Raw genomic sequence first — 19,053 nt, forward strand, 5'->3', positions numbered from 1 at the left:
GGGCCCTCCCCCGTGCCCCCCGCCGCCGCGCCCCGCCGCCGCGTCGATCTTGTAGTTGCTGGTCGGACAAGTCGGTTCTGTCGGTACGAACCGGCCCCGCGATCTTCAAGATCGCGGGGCCGGGACGGGACGGGACGGCGGGCGGGTGGGACGGGACGGGACGGGACGGCGGGGGTGGGACGGGGCCGGGACGGCGGGCGGGCGTGGGGGGCTACCGCACGAACTGGGCCGCGTCTGTGGTCAAGGTCAGCAGCGGACCCGGGACGACACCCAGCGCCAGCGTCGCCAGCACGCCGATCGCCAACGCCGCCGACGTCATGACGCCGGGCACCGACACGGTCGGGGTGGTCTCGCCCGGCTCGGACAGCCACATCATCACGACCACCCGCAGGTACGGGAAGGCGATCAGCATGCTCGTGATCACGCCGAAGATGACCAGCCACGTCTGGCTACCCTCCACCGCCGCGCCGAAGACCGCGAACTTGCTCGTGAAGCCGCTGGTCAACGGGATGCCCGCGAACGCCAGCAGGATGAACGTGAAGACACCGGCGAACAGCGGGCTCCGCCGCCCCAGGCCCGCCCACCGGGACAGGTGCGTGGCCTCGCCGTCCGCGTCGCGCACCAGGGTCACGATGCCGAACGCGGCAAGCACCGAGAAGCCGTACGCGACCAGGTAGAACATCGTGCTGGACAGGCCCGACTTGTTCAGCGCGAGCACGCCGACCAGCAGATATCCCGCGTTGGCGATGGAGGAGTAGGCCAGCAGCCGCTTCATGTCCGTCTGGGTCACCGCCAGCACCGCGCCGACGAGCATGGTGAGCACCGCGATCGTGCCCAACACCGGCTGGAAGTCCCAGCGCACGCCGTCGAAGGCGACGTAGAGCACGCGCAGCAGGGCACCGAATGCGGCCACCTTGGTGCACGCCGCCATCAGCGCCGTGACCGGGGTGGGCGCGCCCTGGTAGACGTCCGGCGTCCACACGTGGAACGGCGCCAGCGCGGCCTTGAACAGCAGTCCCATGGCGACCAGTGCGAGGCCGCCGAACAGCAACACCTGGCTGCGCTGCGGCGAGGTGACCGCGTCGTGCACCTGTCCGAGCTGCACACCGCCGGCATAGCCGTAGATGAGCGCGATGCCGAACAGGAAGAAGGCGGACGCGTACGACCCGAGCAGGAAGTATTTCACCGCGGCCTCCTGACTGAGCAGCCGCCGGCGACGGGCCAGCGCGCACAGCAGGTAGAGCGGCAGCGAGAAGACTTCCAGCGCCACGAACATCGTCAGCAAGTCGTTCGCGGCGACGAAGACCAGCATGCCGCCCAGGGCGAACACGGTCAGCGGGTAGACCTCGGTGCTGCCGGGCTGTCCTTCGGCCTGCCGCAGGTCCTTCTGGGATCCCACGGTGAGCGCGGCCTGGGAGACGAACGCGCCGCCCCGCTCCACCGAACGCTCGCCGATCAGCAGCAGCGACACCAGGCCGAGCACCAGGATTGCGCCCTGCAGGAACAGGGTCGGACCGTCGACCGCGATCGCACCGCCGATGGTCACGATGCGCTTGTCGTGGCCGACGATGACCGCGATCAGCGCGCCGACCGTGGCGAGCAACGCCAAGGTGAGCTGCACCGGGTGCCGCAACCGGCGCGGCATCACGGCCTCCAGCAGCACGCCGACGCAGGCAACCCCGAAGAGGATCAGCATCGGCGACAGCGCCGCGTAGTCGATCCCGGGAAGTTTCAGGTTCTCCATGGCTACGGCGCCACCTTTCCGTTCACGACCGCCGTCGGCCCCGGATCGGTCGTGCCGACGTCCTGCATGGTCGCCTGCACCGCCGGGTTGATCACATCGGTGACCGGCTTCGGATAGAAGCCGAGCAGGAGCAGCAGCAGGATCAGCGGCGCCACCACCACCTTCTCGCGCAGGCTGATGTCCTTACGCATGCTCGGCATCTCGGCGAGCACCGGGTTCAGCGTGCCCTGCGTGGTCCGCTGCACCATCCACAGCACGTATCCGGCGGCCAGGATGATGCCGGCCGTAGCGATCACCGCGTACGCCTTGTGCACGGTGAACGTGCCGATCAGGACGAGGAACTCGCTGACGAACGGCGCCGTTCCGGGCAGCGCCAGCGACGCCAGACCGGCGAAGAACATCACCCCGGCCAGCAGCGGCAGCAGCTTGCCCGCGCCGCCGAAGTCGCTGACCAGTGCGGATCCGCGCCGAGCCACGAACATGCCGACGACCAGGAACAGCAGGCCGGTGGCCAGTCCATGGTTGACCATGTAGAGCACCGATCCGGTGCCGGCCTGCGTGGTGAACGCGAAGATGCCGATGCCGATGAAGCCGAAGTGGGCGATCGACGTGTACGACACCAGGCGCTTGAGGTCGTTCTGACCGACCGCGAGCAGTGCCGCGTAGATGATCCCGATCACCGAGAGGATCAGCGCGGTGGGCGCGAACCAGCGCGACGCCTCCGGGAACAGCGGCAGGCAGTACCGCAGGATGCCGAAGGTGCCGACCTTGTCCAGCACGCCGACGAGCAGCGCCGCGGCTCCCGCCGGGGCGGCGCCACCGGCGTCCGGCAGCCAGGTGTGGAACGGGAAGAACGGTGCCTTGACCGCGAACGCGATGAAGAAGCCGAGGAACAGCCAGCGCGCAGTGGTGGTGTCGATGTCCGCCTGAATCAGGGTCTGCCAGTCGAACGTGTGCCCGCCCACCACCCAGAGGCCGATCACCGCGGCCAGCATGAACAGACCGCCGACCAGCGAGTAGAGGAAGAACTTCACCGCCGCGTACTGCCGGCGCGGTCCGCCGTAGGAACCGATGATGAAGTACATCGGCACCAGCATGACCTCGAAGAACACGTAGAACAGGAAGACGTCGGCGGCGGCGAACACGCCGATCATCGTGCATTCGAGGGCGAGCAGCAGCGCGAAGTAGATCGGCACCGACCGGTTGCTCTCCTCGGCGTCGTGCCAGGAGGCCAGGATGACCACCGGCACGAGCACCGCGATGAGCATGAGCATCACCAGCGCGATGCCGTCGGCGGCGAAGGTGAAGCGCGCGTCCCAGGTGGGGATCCACGCGTACGACTCGCGGAACTGCAGGCGGTCACCGCCGACCTGGTAGGCGATCCACATGACGATGCTGAGCACCAGGACCGCCAGCGACCAGCCCAAGGCGACGGTCTTGGCCAGGGCGCCCCGGCTGCGCGGAATACACGCCACCGCCACCGCGCCCACCAGGGGGGCGAGCGTGAGGATCGAAAGGAACGGAAAGTCAGCGAGCATTATTCGGCCTCCCGCCCCGCTGTAAGTCTCCGGTGGTCGACGCCACCGGACCGAATGACGCTCGTCACGCCAACCATCCCAACTGGATCGCGAGGAAGGCACCGACGACGACCACCGCGCCGGTGAGCATGGAGAGGGCGTACGAGCGGACGAACCCGGTCTGCAGCCTGCGCAGCCGACCGGAGCTCCCGCCGACGCTTGCCGCGATGCCGTTGACCGCGCCGTCGATGCCCTTGCTGTCCAGATAGACCAGGGCCCGGGTGAGGTAGATGCCGGGCTTCTCGAACACCGCCTCGTTGAAGGCGTCGGTGTAAAGGTTCCGGCGCGCCGCCGTGACAAGCACGCCGGCCGGCTGCTCCTGGTGGGCGGTGCCACGGCGGAAGAGCATGAAGGCCACGCCCGCGCCGATCACCGTGAACACCAGCCCGAGCACCGAGATCAGCCAGTGTGCGATCACCGGCTCGTGCTCGGTCGCCTCACCGACGATCACCGGCTCCAGCCAGTCCGGCACCGACGTCGACAGCAGCCATCCGGCACCGATCGACCCCAGGGCCAGCAGCATCAGCGGCACGGTCATGATGAACGGCGACTCGTGCGGCTCGTGGATGTCCTCGGTCCAGCGCTTCGGGCCGTGGAACGTGAGCACGAACAGCCGCGTCATGTAGAACGCGGTCAGCCCGGCGCCGACCAGGGCGGCCCCGCCGTACAGCCAGGAGGTCCAGTCGCCGCGCTCGAAGGCCGCCGCGATGATCGGCTCCTTGGAGAAGTAGCCGGACAGCGGCGGAATGCCGATGATGGCGAGCCAGCCCATCATGAAGGTGATCCACGTGTACGGCATGAACTTCCGCAGCGCACCGAACCGCCGGATGTCCACCTGGTCGTGCATCCCGTGCATCACCGAGCCGGCACCGAGGAACATGTTGGCCTTGAAGAAGCCGTGCGCCAGCAGGTGGATGATCGCCAGCGCGTACGCGCCGCCGCCGAGCCCGACGCCGAGGAACATGTAGCCGATCTGGCTGACCGTGGACCAGGCCAGCACCCGCTTGATGTCGTCCTTGGCGGCCCCGATGACGCAGCCGATGAGCAGCGTGATGGCGCCGACGCTGACCACGATGGTCTGCAGCGTGGCGTTCGCCGAGAAGATCGGGTTGGAGCGAGCGATCAGGTAGACGCCCGCGGTGACCATGGTCGCCGCGTGGATGAGGGCGGACACCGGGGTCGGGCCCTCCATCGCGTCCGGAAGCCAAGCCTGCAACGGGAACTGACCGGACTTGCCGGCCGCGCCGAGCAGCAGCAGGATGCCCATGATCAGCACGGTGCCGGCGGACAGCGTGCCGACGCCGTTGAAGACCTCGTCGTAGTTGGTGCTGCCCAGCGTGGCGAACATCAGGAAGATGCCGATGGCCAGGCCGGCGTCGCCGACCCGGTTCATCAGGAACGCCTTCTTGCCGGCGGTGGCCGCGGACGGCCGGGTGTACCAGAACGAGATCAGCAGGTACGACGCGAGACCCACGCCCTCCCAGCCGAAGTACAGCATCACGTAGTTGTTGCCGAGCACGAGCAACAACATCGCCGCGACGAAGAGGTTGAAGTAGCCGAAGAACTTCCGCCGCCCCTCGTCGTGCTCCATGTATCCCACCGCGTACAGGTGGATGAGCGAACCGACTCCGGTGATGAGCAGCACGAAGACGCCGGACAGCGGATCGAACAGCAGGCCGAAGTCGACGTGCAGGCCCCCGACGGCGATGAAGTCGAACAGGCTCTGCTGCGCGGACCGGGCGCCGTCCTCCAGGCCACGCAGGCTGAAGAAGAACACCAGGCCGAGGACGAACGAGGCGGCCACCGCGAGCACGCCGAGCCAGTGCCCCCATTTGTCCGCACGCTTGCCGAGCAGCAACAGGATCGCGGCGCTGGCCAGCGGAATGGCCACCAGCAGCCAGATCCCGCTCAGCGCCCCGCTCGCGTGGGCATACTCCACTGTCTGTTCCACGTGAAGGCCCCTCAGTACTTGAGAAGGTTGGCGTCGTCGACGCTCGCCGAGCGTCGCGTCCGGAAGATCGACATGATGATCGCGAGGCCCACCACCACTTCAGCAGCGGCGACGACCATCACGAAGAACGAGATGATCTGGCCGTCCAGGCCGCCGTTGATCCGGCTGAAGGTGACCAGCGCGAGGTTCGCCGCGTTCAGCATCAGCTCGATGCACATGAACAGCACGATGGCGTTGCGGCGGACCAGCACTCCGGCGGCACCGATGGTGAACAGGATCCCCGCGAGGACGAGGTAATAGTCAGGAGTCACTTCTCCGTGCCCTTCGGTGCGGCTTCGCGGCCGGTGAGCTCACGCACCGGCAGGATGGCCGACAGACTGCGCTCGGCGTCCGCGCCGTCCGGCAGCCTGGCCGGCGCGGCGACCGACATGGTGTTGGCGTAGACGCCGGGGCCCGCCTTCGGCGCCGGGTAGCTGCCCGGCCGGAAGCGCATCCGCATCCGGGTCACCTGATCGAAGATCTCGCCCTTGGCCCGCTCGACGTGCGCCAGCACCATTGCGCCCACCGCCGCGGTGATCAGCAGTGCGGACGTGACCTCGAACGCGAACACATACCGGGTGAACAGCAAGCTGGCCAGCCCCTGCACGTTGCCGTTCGCGTTGGCCGCGGCCAGGCCCACGGTGGGCGTGTCCACCAGGGCGCGGGCCAGGCCGGTGCCGATCAGCGCGGCGAAGCCCACGCCGAGCAGGATCGCGGCGATCCGTTGGCCCCGCAACGTCTCGATCAGCGAGTCCGAAGCATCCCGTCCGACCAGCATCAGCACGAACAGGAACAGCATCATGATCGCGCCGGTGTAGACGATGATCTGCACCAGGCCGAGGAACGGCGCCGCGTTGACCACGTAGAGGAAGCCCAGGCTGAGCATGGTGGTGACCAGCCACAGGGCGGAGTGCACGGCGTTGCGTGCCAGCACGGTGCCGAGGGCGCCGATGACCGCGAGGCTGCCCAGGATCCAGAAGGCCCACGCTTCGCCGGTGCTGACGTTGCTCATCGCGCGCCCTCCTTCGCGGCCTCTCCGGTGCCGTCGACGGCCGTGTTGTCGGCCCAGGGGGCCCGCTCCGCGCCGGCCGAGGTGCCCGGGTTGGTCAGCGCGCCGACGTAGTAGTCCGTGTCGGTCTCGCCGAGGCGCATCGGGTGCGGCGGCTGCTCCATGCCGGGCAGCAGCGGCGCCAGCAGTTCCTTCTTGGTGAAGATCAGGTCCTGCCGGTTGTCCCGGGCCAGCTCGTACTCGTTGCTCATGGTGAGCGAGCGGGTCGGGCAGGCCTCGATGCAGAGACCGCAGAAGATGCACCGCGCATAGTTGATCTGGTAGATGCTCGCGTACCGCTCACCCGGCGAGAACCTCATCTCGTCGGTGTTGTCGCCGCCCTCGACATAGATGGCGTCCGCCGGGCAGGCCCAGGCGCACAGCTCGCAGCCGATGCACTTCTCCAGGCCGTCCGGGTGCCGGTTGAGGATGTGCCGACCGTGGTATCGCGGCGCCGGCGTCGGCGGGGTGAACGGATAGTCGGTCGTGATGACCTTGCGGAACATGTGCGCGAAGGTCACTCCGAAGCCCTTGAAGGAGCCGGTGAAAGTACCCACGTCACACCTCCTTCTCTGCGGACTCGCCGCCGACCGCAGCGGGCGCCCGTTCGGCGACCGCACGCCGCGCCCGGGGGCTCGGCGGCACCTGCAGGTCCATCGGTGGGACCGGGAAACTGCCCGGCGGGCGGGCGGCCAACTGTTCCTCGATGGAGAGCTGGCGTGGCTTGCGGCTGGCCGGCCAGAGCATGGCGGCAAGCAGCACGACCACCACGACGCCGCCGATGACCAGCCACTTCTGTCCCTGGGACAGCTCGTTGTTGGCAACCCGGACACCGGCAAGGAAGAGGATCCACACCAGGTTGACCGGGATCAGCACCTTCCAGCCGAAGCGCATGAACTGGTCGTAGCGCATGCGCGGCAGCGTGGCACGCAGCCAGATGAAGCCGAACAGCAGGATCAGCACCTTGAGCAGCCACCAGAGCAGCGGCCACCAGCCGGAGTTGGCGCCGGCCCACCAGGTGGTGATCGGTGCCGGAGCTCGCCAGCCACCCAGGAACAGCGTGGTGGCGAACGCCGAGACGGTGATCATGTTGATGTACTCGGCGAGGAAGAACAGCGCGAACTTGAACGACGAGTATTCGGTGTGGAAGCCACCGACCAGCTCCGACTCCGCCTCCGGCAGGTCGAACGGCGCCCGGTTGGTCTCACCCACCGCCGCGATGCAGTAGATGATGAAGCTGGGCAGCAGCAGCAGCGCGTACCAGCTCGGCGCGGTCGGGTTCCAGCCGAAGAGGTCGAAGCTGGCCTCGCCGTTGCCCGCCTGAGCCTTGACGATCTGCGAGGTGGACATGCTGCCCGCGGTCATGAAGACCGCCACGATGGACAGGCCCATCGCAACCTCGTACGAAATCATCTGTGCACTGGAACGCAGACCGCCGAGCAGCGGGTAGGTGGAACCGGACGCCCAGCCCGCCAGCACCACGCCGTACACCGCCATGGACGAACACGCGAGGAGCACCAGCACGGAGACCGGCACGTCGGTGAGCTGCAGCGCGGTCTTGTGTCCGAAGATCGACACGACCGGCCCGAACGGGATCACCGAGAACGCGGTGAACGCCGTGGTGGCCGAGATGACCGGGGCGATGAAATAGACCACCTTGTCCGCGGTCTTCGGGATGATCTCCTCCTTGAACGGCAGCTTGACGCCGTCCGTGAGGCTCTGCAACCAGCCCTTGGGCCCGACCTGGTTGGGTCCGGGCCGGACCGCCATCCGGGCCACGGCCTTGCGCTCGTAGTTGATCGTGAACAGCGTCAGCAGCAGGAGGATGACGAAGACGCCGAACAGCTTGATCAGGACGATCCACCAGACGTCGTTCTCGAACGTCTCCAGCGTCGGATCCTGCGCCGCGGCGAGAATCGTTGGTGTCATGAGTTCTTCCCCTCGGCGAGGATCGGACCCGGCTTGCCCGCGGTGAGGCGGACCACCACGCCCGAGGCGGCGCCCAGGCTGCGACGCACCGTCGAGCCCGGCGAGTTGGTGGGGAGCCAGACCACTCGCGGCGGCAGATCGGTGATCGCCACCGGCAGCGTGATGCTGCCCCGGTCGGACCCGACGGTCACCTCGTCGGCGTCGGCCACGCCGAGTTCCTCGGCGAGATCCTTGCCGATCCGGGCCACCACCGGCCGCGCCGTGCCGGCCAACACCTCGTCGCCGTCGAGCATCGAACCGAGGTCGATCAGCTCGTGCCAGGTCGCGAGCACGGCCTCTCCGACGCCGGCCACCGGGCGGGCGGCCGGGGATGTCGACGGCATGCCCGGCCGGCCCACCGTGCTGGCCGGCATCGCGCCCAGTTCGCGGCGGATGGCGTCGACGTCGCCGGTGCCGAGCGCGAAGCCCATCTGCGCGGCGATCGCCTCCAACACCCGGCCGTCGGTCATCGCGGTGCTGGTCAGGACGGTGCCGAAGGTACGCAACCGGCCTTCCCAGTCCATGTAGGTGCCGGACTTCTCGGCGGCCGGGGCGACCGGCAGCACCACGTCGGCGCGCCGGGTCACCGCGCTCTGCCGCAACTCCAGGCTGACCAGGAACGGCACCGCGTCCAGCGCTCGCTCGGCCAGCGCGGGATCGGCCAGGTCGGCCGGGTCGACGCCGGCCACGACCAAGGCGCCCAGGGTGCCGTCGGCGGCGGCGGCGATGATCTCGTCCGTGCCGCGGCCGGCCGTACTGGAGAGGCGGCCGGACTCCAGGTCCCAGGCGTTGGCGATCTCGGCGCGGGCGCCGGGGTCGGCCACCGGACGACCGCCGGGCAGCAGGTTCGGCAGGCAGCCGGCGTCCACCGCGCCGCGGTCACCGGCACGTCGCGGCACCCACGCGAGGCGGGCGCCCGTCCGCTCGGCCAGCGCCGCCGCGGCGGACAGGCCGCCCGGCACGGTGGCCAGCCGCTCGCCGACGATCAGCAGCGCCCCCGGCTCGGCCAGCGCCCCGGCCAGCGCCGGGTCGTCGGCCAGCACCTGGGCCTCCGCACCGGGCACCGCCGTGACCAAGGCGGCGCCGAGCTTCTCGAAGCCGCGACTCAGGTACGGCGCCACGGCCGTGACCTTGAGCTTCTTCTTCCCGTGTCCCTTACGCAGCCGCAGGAAGAGGATCGGGCACTCCTCCTCCGGCTCCAGCCCGACGATCACCGCCGAGGGCGCGTTCTCCACGTCGGTGTACGTGACATCGCTGACTCCGGCGACGGAAGCGGCCAGGAAGTCGGCCTCCTCGCCGGACATCGGACGGGCCCGGAAGTCGACGTCGTTGGTGCCGAGCGCGACCCGCGCGAACTTCGCGTACGCGTACGCGTCCTCCACCGTGAGCCGCCCGCCGGTGAGCACGCCGACACCCGTCGCGGCCTGCAAGCCCTCGGCCGCCGCGCGCAGCGCCTCACTCCACGACGCCTCCCGCAGTTCGCCGGTGTCCGCGTCGCGGATCAACGGCGTGGTGATCCGGTTGGTGGCGGTGGTGTAGCGGAATCCCCAGCGGCCCTTGTCGCAGTTCCACTCCTCGTTCACCGCCGGGTCGTCGCCGGCCAGGCGGCGCAGCACCTTGCCGCGCCGGTGGTCGGCCCGCATCGCACAACCCGCCGCGCAGTGCTCGCAGGCGGTCGGGGTGGAGACCAGGTCGAACGGGCGGGCACGGAACCGGTACTGCTCACCGGTGAGTGCGCCGACCGGGCAGATCTGGATGGTGTTGCCGGAGAAGTACGAGTTGAACGGCACGTCCCCGTCGCCCTCGCCGACCTGGCCGTCACCGGTGAGGTCACCGCCGAAGAAGTCGTCGCGGTAGACGTTGATCTGCTCTCCGGAGGACCGGTCCATCAGGTCGATGAACTTGTCCCCGGCGATCTCCTCGGAGAACCGGGTGCAGCGCTGGCAGAGGATGCACCGCTCGCGGTCCAGCAGCACCTGGCTGGAGATGTGGATCGGCTTCTCGTACTCGCGCTTCTTCTCGTGGAACCGCGAGTCCGGCCGCCCGTTGGTCATCGCCTGGTTCTGCAGCGGGCATTCGCCGCCCTTGTCGCAGGTCGGGCAGTCCAGCGGGTGGTTGACCAGCAGGAGCTCCATGATGCCGCCCTGGGCCTTCGCGGCGACCTCGGACGTGCGCTGGGTCTTCACCACCATGCCGTCGGCGACGGCCTGGGTGCAGGAGGCGACCGGCTTGCGTTGCCCCTCCACCTCGACCAGGCACTGCCGACAGGCGCCGGCCGGAGCCAGCAGCGGGTGGTCGCAGAACCGCGGGATGGCGATGCCCATCCGTTCGGCGACCCGGATGACCAGCTCACCCTTGGCCGCGGTCACCTCGACACCGTCGATGGTCAGGGTGACCACATCGGTCTTCTTCGCGACGTCAGTCATAGTTAGTGAGCTCCTACCAGGGCCTTCGCGGACAGCCGCGGAGCGGTCCGGCCCTCGATGTAGTCCAGGTAGTCCTGCCGGAACCACTTCAGCGTGGACACCACCGGAGTGGCGGCGCCGTCGCCGAGGCCGCAGAAGGAGCGGCCGAAGATGTTGTCCGCGGTGTCCTGCAGGGTGTCCAAGTCGGCGGGGGTGCCCTCGCCGGAGAGGATCCGGCGGTACGTGCGCACCATCCAGTAGTTGCCCTCGCGGCACGGCGTGCACTTGCCGCACGACTCATGGTGGTAGAACTCCAGCCACCGCCACGTCGCGTAGACCGGACAGTCCTGGTCGGAGAAGATCTGCATCGCGGTGGTGCCCAGGATGGACCCGGCCGCGGCGACGCCCTCGAAGTCCATCGGGGTGTCGATGTGCTCGGCGGTGAGCAGCGGCGTCGACGATCCACCGGGCGTCCAGAACTTCAGACTGTGGCCCGGCTTCATGCCGCCGGCCAGCTCGATCAGTTCACGCAGCGTGATGCCCAGCCCGCACTCGTACTGGCCGGGGTTGGCGATCCGCCCGGACAGCGAGTAGATCATCGGGCCGGACGACTTCTCCGTGCCCATGCTCTTCCACCAGTCCGCGCCGCCCAGCACGATGTACGGCACGCTGGCGATGGTGCCGACGTTGTTGACCACGGTCGGGCTCGCGTACAGGCCGGCCACCGCGGGGAACGGCGGACGCAGCCGCGGCTGACCACGGAACCCCTCCAGCGAGTCGAGCAGCGCGGTCTCCTCGCCGCAGATGTACGCGCCCGCGCCGCTGTGCACCACCAGGTCCAGGTCGAAGCCCGAGCCGAGGATGTTCTCACCCAGGTACCCCTTGGCGTACGCCTCACGCACCGCGTAGCGCAGCCGGCGCGCGGCGTGCACCGCCTCGCCGCGAATGTAGATGAACGCACGGCTGGCCCGGATCGCGTACGACGCGATGATCGCGCCTTCCACGAGCGAGTGCGGGTCGTACGTCATCAACGGCAGGTCCTTGCAGGTGCCCGGCTCGCCCTCATCGGCGTTGATCACCAGGTAGTGCGGCTTGCCGTCGCCCTGCGGGATGAAGTTCCACTTGAGCCCGGTGGGGAAGCCTGCGCCCCCGCGCCCGCGCAGGCCGGAGTCCTTGACCAGTTGGATCAGGTCGTCCGGGTGCACGTCGAGGGCCTTGCGGAGCGCGCTGTAGCCGTCCAGACGCTCGTACGTGTCGATCTTCCAGGCGTCCGGCGAAAGCCAGCGCTTGGTGAGGACGGGGGTGAGCTTCTGCAGCACCTCGCGTCGTGGCTGCGTCATTTCTTCTCCTCCGGTCCGCCCCGCTCCTGGGCGGCGCTGGCCTCGCTCACGATGCTCTCGCCGCGTTCGGTGTCGCCCGCGGGCTTGGCATCGCCGGCCGGCGCGTTCCCGGCCATGCCCTCGGCCTCGGCCGGATTGGTCGGCGCGGGTCGGCCGGAGGACGTGACCGGGTTGCCGCGGGCCGGGGTGGCGGCGTTCGGATGGCGTTCCTCGGCGGTGCGGACCTGCGGGTCCTTGCCCCCGGTGGCCGGCGCGCCGCGTCCGGGCTCGGCGCGCTTGCGCCGGGCCGGGCTGGCGTCCTTGACCGGCTTCGCGGATTCGTCCCGGGCCGGCTTGGTGGTGGCGATCGGCGTGTCCGGGTTGAAGTCCGCCACCGCGACCCCGTGCTCCTGCGCCAGCGTCACGCCGCGCAGCGTCGGCGCACCGGCCACCCCGTCGGCGACCGCGCCGTCCCGGTCGTCGGCGTACCCGGCGAGCTGCCACTGCGTCTCCCGCAGCGTGCACAGCCGGGCACCGCGGCTGGGCGTCGGGCGTTCACCGGCGCGCAGCTTCTCCACCATGCCCACCGCGGCCTCCGGCGTCGCCTCGTCCACGGTGAAGTCGTAGTTGACGGTGACGACCGGCGCGTAGTCACACGCCGCGAGGCACTCCGCATGCTCCAGCGTGATCTTGCCGTCCGCGGTGGTCTCGTCGTGTCCGACGCCCAGGTGCTCGACGAGTTGGTCGTAGACCTCCTGGCCGCCCATCACGTTGCACAATGTGTTGGTGCAGACGCTGACCAGGTATTCCCCGGCCGGTCGCCGCTTGTACATCGTGTAGAACGTGGCGACCGCGCCGACCTGGGCCTTGTTGATGCCCAGCACCTCCGCGCAGAACGCCACCCCGGCCGGGCTGACCTGGCCCTCCGCGGTCTGCACCAGGTGCAGCAGCGGCAGCAGCGCGGACCGCTGCCGGCCCAGGGGGTAGCGCGCGAGGATTTCGAGCGCGGGATCCAGGAGCTTCTCGGCCAGTGGCGCAGCGGCCGGGGAGAACTCCATGTCATCCACGGTTTTCACGGCATCGGACATCTATCGGTCACACCCACCCATCACGGGGTCCAGCGAGGCGCCGCCGGCGATGACGTCGGCGAGCAGAGCACCCTCGGCCATCGCCGGGATGGCCTGGAGGTTCACGAAGCTGGGGTCGCGCATGTGCACCCGGTACGGGTGGGTGCTGCCGTCCGAAACGGCGTGCACGCCCAGTTCGCCCCGTGGGTGCTCGACGGCGACGTAGACCTGGCCCGGCGGAACCCGGAAACCCTCGGTCACCAGCTTGAAGTGGTGGATCAGCGATTCCATCGACTGACCCATGATCTTGGCGACGTGTTCGAGCGAGTTGCCCATGCCGTCCACGCCCACGGCGAGCTGCGCCGGCCAGGCGATCTTCTTGTCCGCGATCATGATCGGACCGGGGCGGAGCCGGTCCAGCGCCTGCTCGACGATCTTGAGCGACTCGCGGATCTCGGCGATCCGCACCTGGTAGCGGCCCCAGACGTCGGCGGTGTCCGCGGTCGGCACGTCGAACTCGTAGTTCTCGTACCCCGAGTACGGCATGGTCTTACGCAGATCCCAGGGCAGGCCGGCGGCGCGCAGCACCGGTCCGGTGATGCCCAGCGACAGGCAGCCGGTCACGTCCAGCACCGCCACGCCCTGCGTACGCTCCTGCCAGATGACCTGGCCGCTGAGCATGTTCTCGTATTCCTTGAGCTTCTTCGGCAGGTAGACGAGGAAGTCGCGGATCTTCTTGATGGCCGATTCCGGGATGTCCTGCGCGACCCCGCCGGGACGGAAATACGCGTGGTTCATCCGCAGACCGGACGTCTCCTCGAAGATGTCCAGGACGTACTCGCGCTCCCGGAAGCCGTACAGCATCATCGAGATCGCGCCGAGCTCCATGCCCGTGGTGGCCAGCCACACCAGGTGCGAGGAGATCCGGTTGAGCTCCATGAAGAGCACCCGGATGGTCTGCGCACGCTCGGTGATGTCATCGGTGATGCCGAGCAGCTTCTCCACCGCGAGGCAGTACCCCGCCTCGTTGAACAGCGGCGCCAGGTAGTCCGCCCGGGTGACGAACGTGGTGCCCTGCGTCCAGTTGCGATACTCGAGGTTCTTCTCGATGCCGGTGTGCAGGTAACCGATGACCGGACGGGCGTCGGTGACGGTCTCGCCCTCCAGTTCCAGCACCAGCCGCAACACGCCGTGCGTGGACGGGTGCTGCGGACCCATGTTCACCACGATCTTCTCGTTGGACAGCGGGTCGACGCTGTCCGTGACCGTGTTCCAGTCGCCGCCGGTGACCGTGAAGACCCGGCCCTCGGTGGTTTCGCGCTCCGGTGCGTACGCCCGGCCCTCGGTCGATTGGCTCATTGGTAAACCCTCCGCTGGTCAGGAGGCGGAATCTCGGCACCCTTGTACTCGACCGGCACGCCGCCGAGCGGGTAGTCCTTGCGCTGCGGGAAGCCTTCCCAGTCGTCCGGCATCAGCACGCGGGTCAGGTTCGGGTGACCGGTGAAGACCACGCCGAACATGTCGTACGTCTCCCGCTCCTGCCAGTCGGCGGTCGGGTAGACGCTGGTCACCGTCGGCACGCTGCCGTCCGCTGCGACCGCGACCTCCAGGCGAACCCGGCGCCGGTACGTCATCGACGCCAAGTGGTAGGTGACGTGCAGCCGCCGCGAGTCGGTGTGCAGGTAGTCCACGCCGGAGACCGAGGAGCACAGCTCGAACCGCAGCGCCTCGTCGTCGCGCATGATCTGGGCGACCTCGGCGATCTTCTCCGGCACGATGTGCAGGGTCAGCTCGCCGCGGTCCACCACGACCTTCTCGATCGCGTCCGCGAACCCCGGGTACGCCTCCTCCAGCGCGTCGGTCACCTCGTCGAAGTAACCGCCGTACGGCTTGGGGCTGCCCTCGATGTCCGGACGGCGCCGGACCAGGCCGCCGAAGCCGGAGACGTCGCCGGTGCCCTTGACCCCGAACATCCCCCGGTCGGGATTCGGCGGCAGCTCGGCGGGCGATCCCAGGTTGGCGCCGGTGGGACTGGCATCGACCGGTACGGGGTTGGTCTCGTCGCTCACTTGCCACCCTCCCGCAGATGCGGCTGCAACTTCATCCAGTTCTCAATGCGCAGCTGCTCTTCGCGGCCTTCCTTCACGGCCTGTGTCCATTCCGCCCGGCGCGCCTTGTCCACCCGGTACGACGACGGCATGGCACCCGGCGCGACCAGCGGCATCTTGCCCTCGGCCTTGCGCGCCTCCAGCATCTTGCGGCCGTTCGGGCCCAGCGGGGCGGCCATGACCTTCTCGCGCATCTTGAGGATGGCGTCGATCAGCATCTCCGGGCGCGGCGGACAGCCGGGCAGGTAGATGTCCACCGGCACGATGTGATCCACACCCTGCACGATGGCGTAGTTGTTGAACATTCCACCGGACGACGCGCAGACACCCATGGAGATCACCGAGCGGGGCTCGGGCATCTGGTCGTAGATCTGCCGGACCACCGGCGCCATCTTCTGGCTCACCCGGCCGGCCACGATCATCAGGTCCGCCTGCCGGGGCGAAGCCCGGAACACCTCCATGCCCCAGCGCCCGAGGTCGTAGTGCGGGCCGCCGGCGGCCATCATCTCGATGGCGCAGCAGGCCAGGCCGAAGGTGGCGCCCCAGAACGACGACTTGCGGGCCCAGTTGGACAGCTTCTCGACCGAGGTGAGGAGGATGCCGGCGGGCAGCTTCTCTTCAAGTCCCATGGTTATCAGTCCCAGTTGAGGCCGCCGCGTCGCCACACATAGGTGTAGGCGATGAAGACGGTGACGATGAACAGCACCATCTCCACGAACCCGAACAGGCCCAGTGACTCAAAGGACACCGCCCACGGGTACAGGAAGATGGTCTCGATGTCGAAGATGATGAAGAGCATCGCGGTCAGATAGAACTTGACCGGGAAGCGGCCGCCGCCGATCGGCTGCGGCGCCGGCTCGATGCCGCACTCGTACGCGTCGAGCTTCGCGCGGTTGTAGCGGTTCGGGCCGACGATCGGCGCGATGGACACCGAGAAGAGCGCGAAGAGCGCGCCGAGGATCAGCAACCCGACGATCGGGGCGTACGGATTGATCGTCATGTTCTCTCCTGCTCGACTGTTAGCGGCTTCACACTATTAATCCGCCTCGGTGGCACCTCGACCGGGGTCATGCCGACGGTGCTGCCTTTGTCAGGCCGTTGATGATCCGGTCCATCGCGTCTCCGTCGCGCGGATCGGTGAGGTTGGCCAGCAGCTTCAGGACGAAGCGCATCAGCATCGGATGCGGCATGCCGTGCTTGGTGGCGATCCGCATGATCTGCGGATTGCCGATCATCTTCACGAACACCCCGCCGATCCGGTAGTAGCCGCCGAAACGCAGTTTGAGCTGGGCAGGGTAGGCGTGGAGGGCACGCTCCCGGTCCGCACCGGCGGGCCGCGCCAGCGCCTGCACCGCAACCTCGGCGGCCAGCTCGCCCGACTCCATCGCGTACGCGATGCCCTCGCCGTTCATCGGGTTGACCATGCCGCCGGAGTCGCCGACGAGCATGAGCCCGCGAGTGTAGTGCGGCACCCGGTTGAACCCCATCGGCAGCGCCGCACCCAGGGTCGGGCCATCCGCATTGGCCTCGTCGTTCATCCCCCAGTCCGGCGGGGTGGTGGCCAGCCAGTCGGTGAGCATGGCGCGATAGTTGGTGCGGCCGAACGCGCTGGACGAGTTCAGGATGCCGAGGCCGACGTTGACGCGGCCGTCGCCCAACCCGAAGATCCAGCCGTACCCCGGCAGCAGACGATTCCGGTCCTGCGCGCTGCGCAACTCCAGCCAGGACTCCAGGTAGTCGTCGTCGGCGCGGACCGGGGACCGGAAGTAGCGACGCACCGCCACGCCGATCGGGCGGTCGTCGCGTTTGGCCAGCCCCATGGCGAGCGGCAGCTTGCCGGACACGCCGTCCGCCGCGACGACCAGCGGCGCGCGATACTCGACGGGTTCCTTCTCCAGTCCGACCTTTGCCCGTACGCCGATCGCCCGGCCGTCGTCGTCGAGAACCGGCCCGGAGACGTTGACCCCGGTGCGCAGCAACGCCCCCGCCTCGGCGGCCTTCGCGGCCAGCATGTCGTCGAAGTCGAGACGGGTGCGCACCAACCCGTAGTTGGGGAAGGAGGCCAGGTCGGGCCAGTCCAGTTCGAGCCGCACGCCGCCGCCGATCACCCGCAGTCCGCGGTTCTGCAGCCAACCGGCCTTGACCGACGTGTCCACGCCCATGCGGATCAGTTGCCGCGTCGCTCGCGGGGTGAGCCCGTCGCCGCAGACCTTTTCGCGCGGGAAGGTGGTCTTCTCCAAGAGCAGCACGCGTAGACCGTGTTTGGCCATGTGATAGGCCGCCGCGGAGCCACCGGGACCCGCGCCGACGACGATCACGTCGGCCTCGTCGGCGACGGGTGCCGATGCTGCTGCGTGCTCGTTCACGGCTTCACCTCCGTCTCGCGCAGGCTCGTGAAACACTTCACAAGCCAGCCCAGTCCGGAGTCTAAGACGACCATCGAAGCGCCGCCGGATTAGGGAACCCTAACCCCGGCTGCTCACGGCCAGCGCCCGATCCGCGAGCCCCCGGGCTGCTCCGTCCAGGTGTTCTCGAAAGGTACCGTCCGTCGCCCGGTCCAGACCGACGAACAACTGATCCACCAAGCGCTGCGCCAACTCGGAGTCCTCGACGGCCACCATGTGGATGCGGTCGGCAAGCGCGTGGGCGAGCCGCTCACCCTCATCGCGGTCATCGATGGGGATATCGATGTCGCTGTCGTCAGGAAAGCCAGTGGTTCCCATGACACCAGCTAAGCAGCTCACCAGGCGTTTTTCCGGCGAATCGACCACCTAGTCTTGATTTTCAGTCGTGATGGGCATCGGACGCGCCGACGTCGGCACGCTTGGTGGCCCGGTGCAACGCCACGATACCGCCGCTCATGTTGCGCCATCCCACCCGCATCCACGGTCCCGACGCGGCGATACGAGCCGCCAGGCCACGCTGGTCCGGCCAGGCCCGGATGCTCTCCGCCAGATAGACGTACGCGTCCGGATTGCTGGACACCTGGCGGGCCACCGCCGGCAGGGCACGCATGAGGTAGGACAGATACGCCGTACGGAAAGCCTCGTTGGTCGGGTGGCTGAACTCGCACACCACCAGACGCCCGCCGACCCGCGTGACGCGGCCCAGTTCGCGCAGCGCCGCGCCGGTGTCCACCACGTTGCGCAGCGCGAACGAGATGGTCACGGCGTCGAAGGTGCCGTCCGGGAACGGCAGTCGCAAGGCATCGCCCGCGACCAACGGCACCGCTCGTCCGGTCTGCCGACCCGCACGCAGCATGCCGGTCGAGAGGTCGGCGCCCACCGCGAACGCGCCGGCCCGCTCGAACTCCACCGTGGAGACGCCGGTGCCCGCACCCACGTCCAGCACCCGCTCCCCTGGCCGCAGACCCAGCGCCGCCCGGGTGGCGCGGCGCCAGCCGCGATCCTGACCGAACGACAACACGGTGTTGGTGAGGTCGTAGCGCCGGGCCACGCCGTCGAACATCTCGGCGACCTCGTGTGGCTTCTTGTCCAGGTCTGCGCGCGTCACCCCACTACTCTGCCATCGCCCGGCCCGGCGCGGTCGTGAGCCGGGTGCGCCCGCACCGACCGGAGTCGTCCCCCGCCGGAATCCCGGCACGATGCGCATTTGCGGCCGTTTCACATTGAACCTTTTTCACCGTGGCGAGGCCGACAGGTGCCGCCGCTGGTCGACGGCACTCAACCGACGGGCTCGATGCCAGGTGGAAAAGGTTCATTGCGCCGTGTCGCGCGGCACACCGATGCGGGAGAAAGGCATACAGCAAAACGGGCGAGATGGTATGCCATCTCGCCCGTCGGTACCGCTCTATATATACGACCGCG

At 68.7% G+C, this 19,053-nt stretch carries 17 protein-coding genes; all 17 read right to left on the reverse strand.

The features are described from left to right. Positions 1-211 precede the first annotated feature (211 nt). Positions 212-1,744: an NADH-quinone oxidoreductase subunit NuoN gene (gene nuoN / locus IEY73_RS16950; protein ID WP_189080178.1), complete on the reverse strand. Its 1,533-nt coding sequence runs from the start codon at positions 1,742-1,744 to the stop codon at positions 212-214. A 2-nt stretch (positions 1,745-1,746) separates the two neighbouring features. Continuing rightward, a complete protein-coding gene (locus IEY73_RS16955) occupies positions 1,747-3,282 on the reverse strand; it encodes an NADH-quinone oxidoreductase subunit M (RefSeq protein ID WP_189080179.1) in 1,536 nt (511 codons plus the stop codon). Between the two features lie 64 nt (positions 3,283-3,346). Next, positions 3,347-5,272, reverse strand: a complete 1,926-nt coding sequence (gene nuoL / locus IEY73_RS16960) for an NADH-quinone oxidoreductase subunit L (protein WP_189080180.1) — start codon at positions 5,270-5,272, stop codon at positions 3,347-3,349. An 11-nt stretch (positions 5,273-5,283) separates the two neighbouring features. After that, complete coding sequence (gene nuoK / locus IEY73_RS16965; RefSeq protein WP_189080181.1) at positions 5,284-5,583, reverse strand: NADH-quinone oxidoreductase subunit NuoK; 300 nt, start codon at positions 5,581-5,583, stop codon at positions 5,284-5,286. Then, positions 5,580-6,323 (reverse strand): NADH-quinone oxidoreductase subunit J, encoded by a 744-nt coding sequence (locus IEY73_RS16970; protein ID WP_189080182.1) that lies wholly within the window; start codon positions 6,321-6,323, stop codon positions 5,580-5,582. The genes nuoK and IEY73_RS16970 overlap by 4 nt, the downstream gene beginning before the upstream one ends. After that, positions 6,320-6,916 carry an NADH-quinone oxidoreductase subunit NuoI gene (nuoI, locus tag IEY73_RS16975; protein WP_229715896.1) on the reverse strand — a complete coding sequence of 199 codons (597 nt, stop codon included), beginning with the start codon at positions 6,914-6,916 and terminating at the stop codon, positions 6,320-6,322. Before nuoI ends, IEY73_RS16970 begins: the two co-directional genes overlap by 4 nt. Before the next feature lies 1 nt (position 6,917). Then, positions 6,918-8,288, reverse strand: coding sequence for an NADH-quinone oxidoreductase subunit NuoH (nuoH, locus tag IEY73_RS16980; RefSeq protein ID WP_189080183.1), 1,371 nt, complete (start codon positions 8,286-8,288; stop codon positions 6,918-6,920). Then, positions 8,285-10,753 (reverse strand): NADH-quinone oxidoreductase subunit G, encoded by a 2,469-nt coding sequence (locus IEY73_RS16985; RefSeq protein ID WP_189080184.1) that lies wholly within the window; start codon positions 10,751-10,753, stop codon positions 8,285-8,287. Before IEY73_RS16985 ends, nuoH begins: the two co-directional genes overlap by 4 nt. Positions 10,754-10,755: 2 nt before the next feature. Then, positions 10,756-12,072: an NADH-quinone oxidoreductase subunit NuoF gene (gene nuoF, locus IEY73_RS16990; RefSeq protein WP_189080185.1), complete on the reverse strand. Its 1,317-nt coding sequence runs from the start codon at positions 12,070-12,072 to the stop codon at positions 10,756-10,758. Beyond that, positions 12,069-13,109 (reverse strand): NADH-quinone oxidoreductase subunit NuoE, encoded by a 1,041-nt coding sequence (nuoE, locus tag IEY73_RS16995; protein ID WP_189080267.1) that lies wholly within the window; start codon positions 13,107-13,109, stop codon positions 12,069-12,071. Before nuoE ends, nuoF begins: the two co-directional genes overlap by 4 nt. A 30-nt stretch (positions 13,110-13,139) precedes the next feature. Then, the gene (locus tag IEY73_RS17000; protein WP_189080186.1) at positions 13,140-14,477 is read right to left on the reverse strand and encodes an NADH-quinone oxidoreductase subunit D; all 1,338 of its coding nucleotides are present in this window, start codon (positions 14,475-14,477) and stop codon (positions 13,140-13,142) included. Continuing rightward, positions 14,474-15,187, reverse strand: a complete 714-nt coding sequence (locus IEY73_RS17005; RefSeq protein WP_189080187.1) for an NADH-quinone oxidoreductase subunit C — start codon at positions 15,185-15,187, stop codon at positions 14,474-14,476. Before IEY73_RS17005 ends, IEY73_RS17000 begins: the two co-directional genes overlap by 4 nt. Then, positions 15,184-15,855 carry a NuoB/complex I 20 kDa subunit family protein gene (locus IEY73_RS17010; RefSeq protein ID WP_189080188.1) on the reverse strand — a complete coding sequence of 224 codons (672 nt, stop codon included), beginning with the start codon at positions 15,853-15,855 and terminating at the stop codon, positions 15,184-15,186. The genes IEY73_RS17005 and IEY73_RS17010 overlap by 4 nt, the downstream gene beginning before the upstream one ends. Before the next feature lie 5 nt (positions 15,856-15,860). Continuing rightward, positions 15,861-16,226 (reverse strand): NADH-quinone oxidoreductase subunit A, encoded by a 366-nt coding sequence (locus IEY73_RS17015; RefSeq protein WP_189080189.1) that lies wholly within the window; start codon positions 16,224-16,226, stop codon positions 15,861-15,863. 67 nt (positions 16,227-16,293) lie between these two features. Beyond that, positions 16,294-17,592 (reverse strand): geranylgeranyl reductase family protein, encoded by a 1,299-nt coding sequence (locus tag IEY73_RS17020; protein WP_189080190.1) that lies wholly within the window; start codon positions 17,590-17,592, stop codon positions 16,294-16,296. A gap of 99 nt (positions 17,593-17,691) precedes the next feature. Continuing rightward, the gene (locus tag IEY73_RS17025; protein ID WP_229715897.1) at positions 17,692-17,997 is read right to left on the reverse strand and encodes a hypothetical protein; all 306 of its coding nucleotides are present in this window, start codon (positions 17,995-17,997) and stop codon (positions 17,692-17,694) included. A 13-nt stretch (positions 17,998-18,010) separates the two neighbouring features. Beyond that, positions 18,011-18,739, reverse strand: coding sequence for a demethylmenaquinone methyltransferase (locus IEY73_RS17030; protein WP_268240455.1), 729 nt, complete (start codon positions 18,737-18,739; stop codon positions 18,011-18,013). Positions 18,740-19,053: the final 314 nt, after the last annotated feature.

The organism is Mangrovihabitans endophyticus (assembly GCF_014646155.1).
GTDB classification, from domain to species: Bacteria; Actinomycetota; Actinomycetes; order Mycobacteriales; family Micromonosporaceae; genus Actinoplanes; species Actinoplanes endophyticus.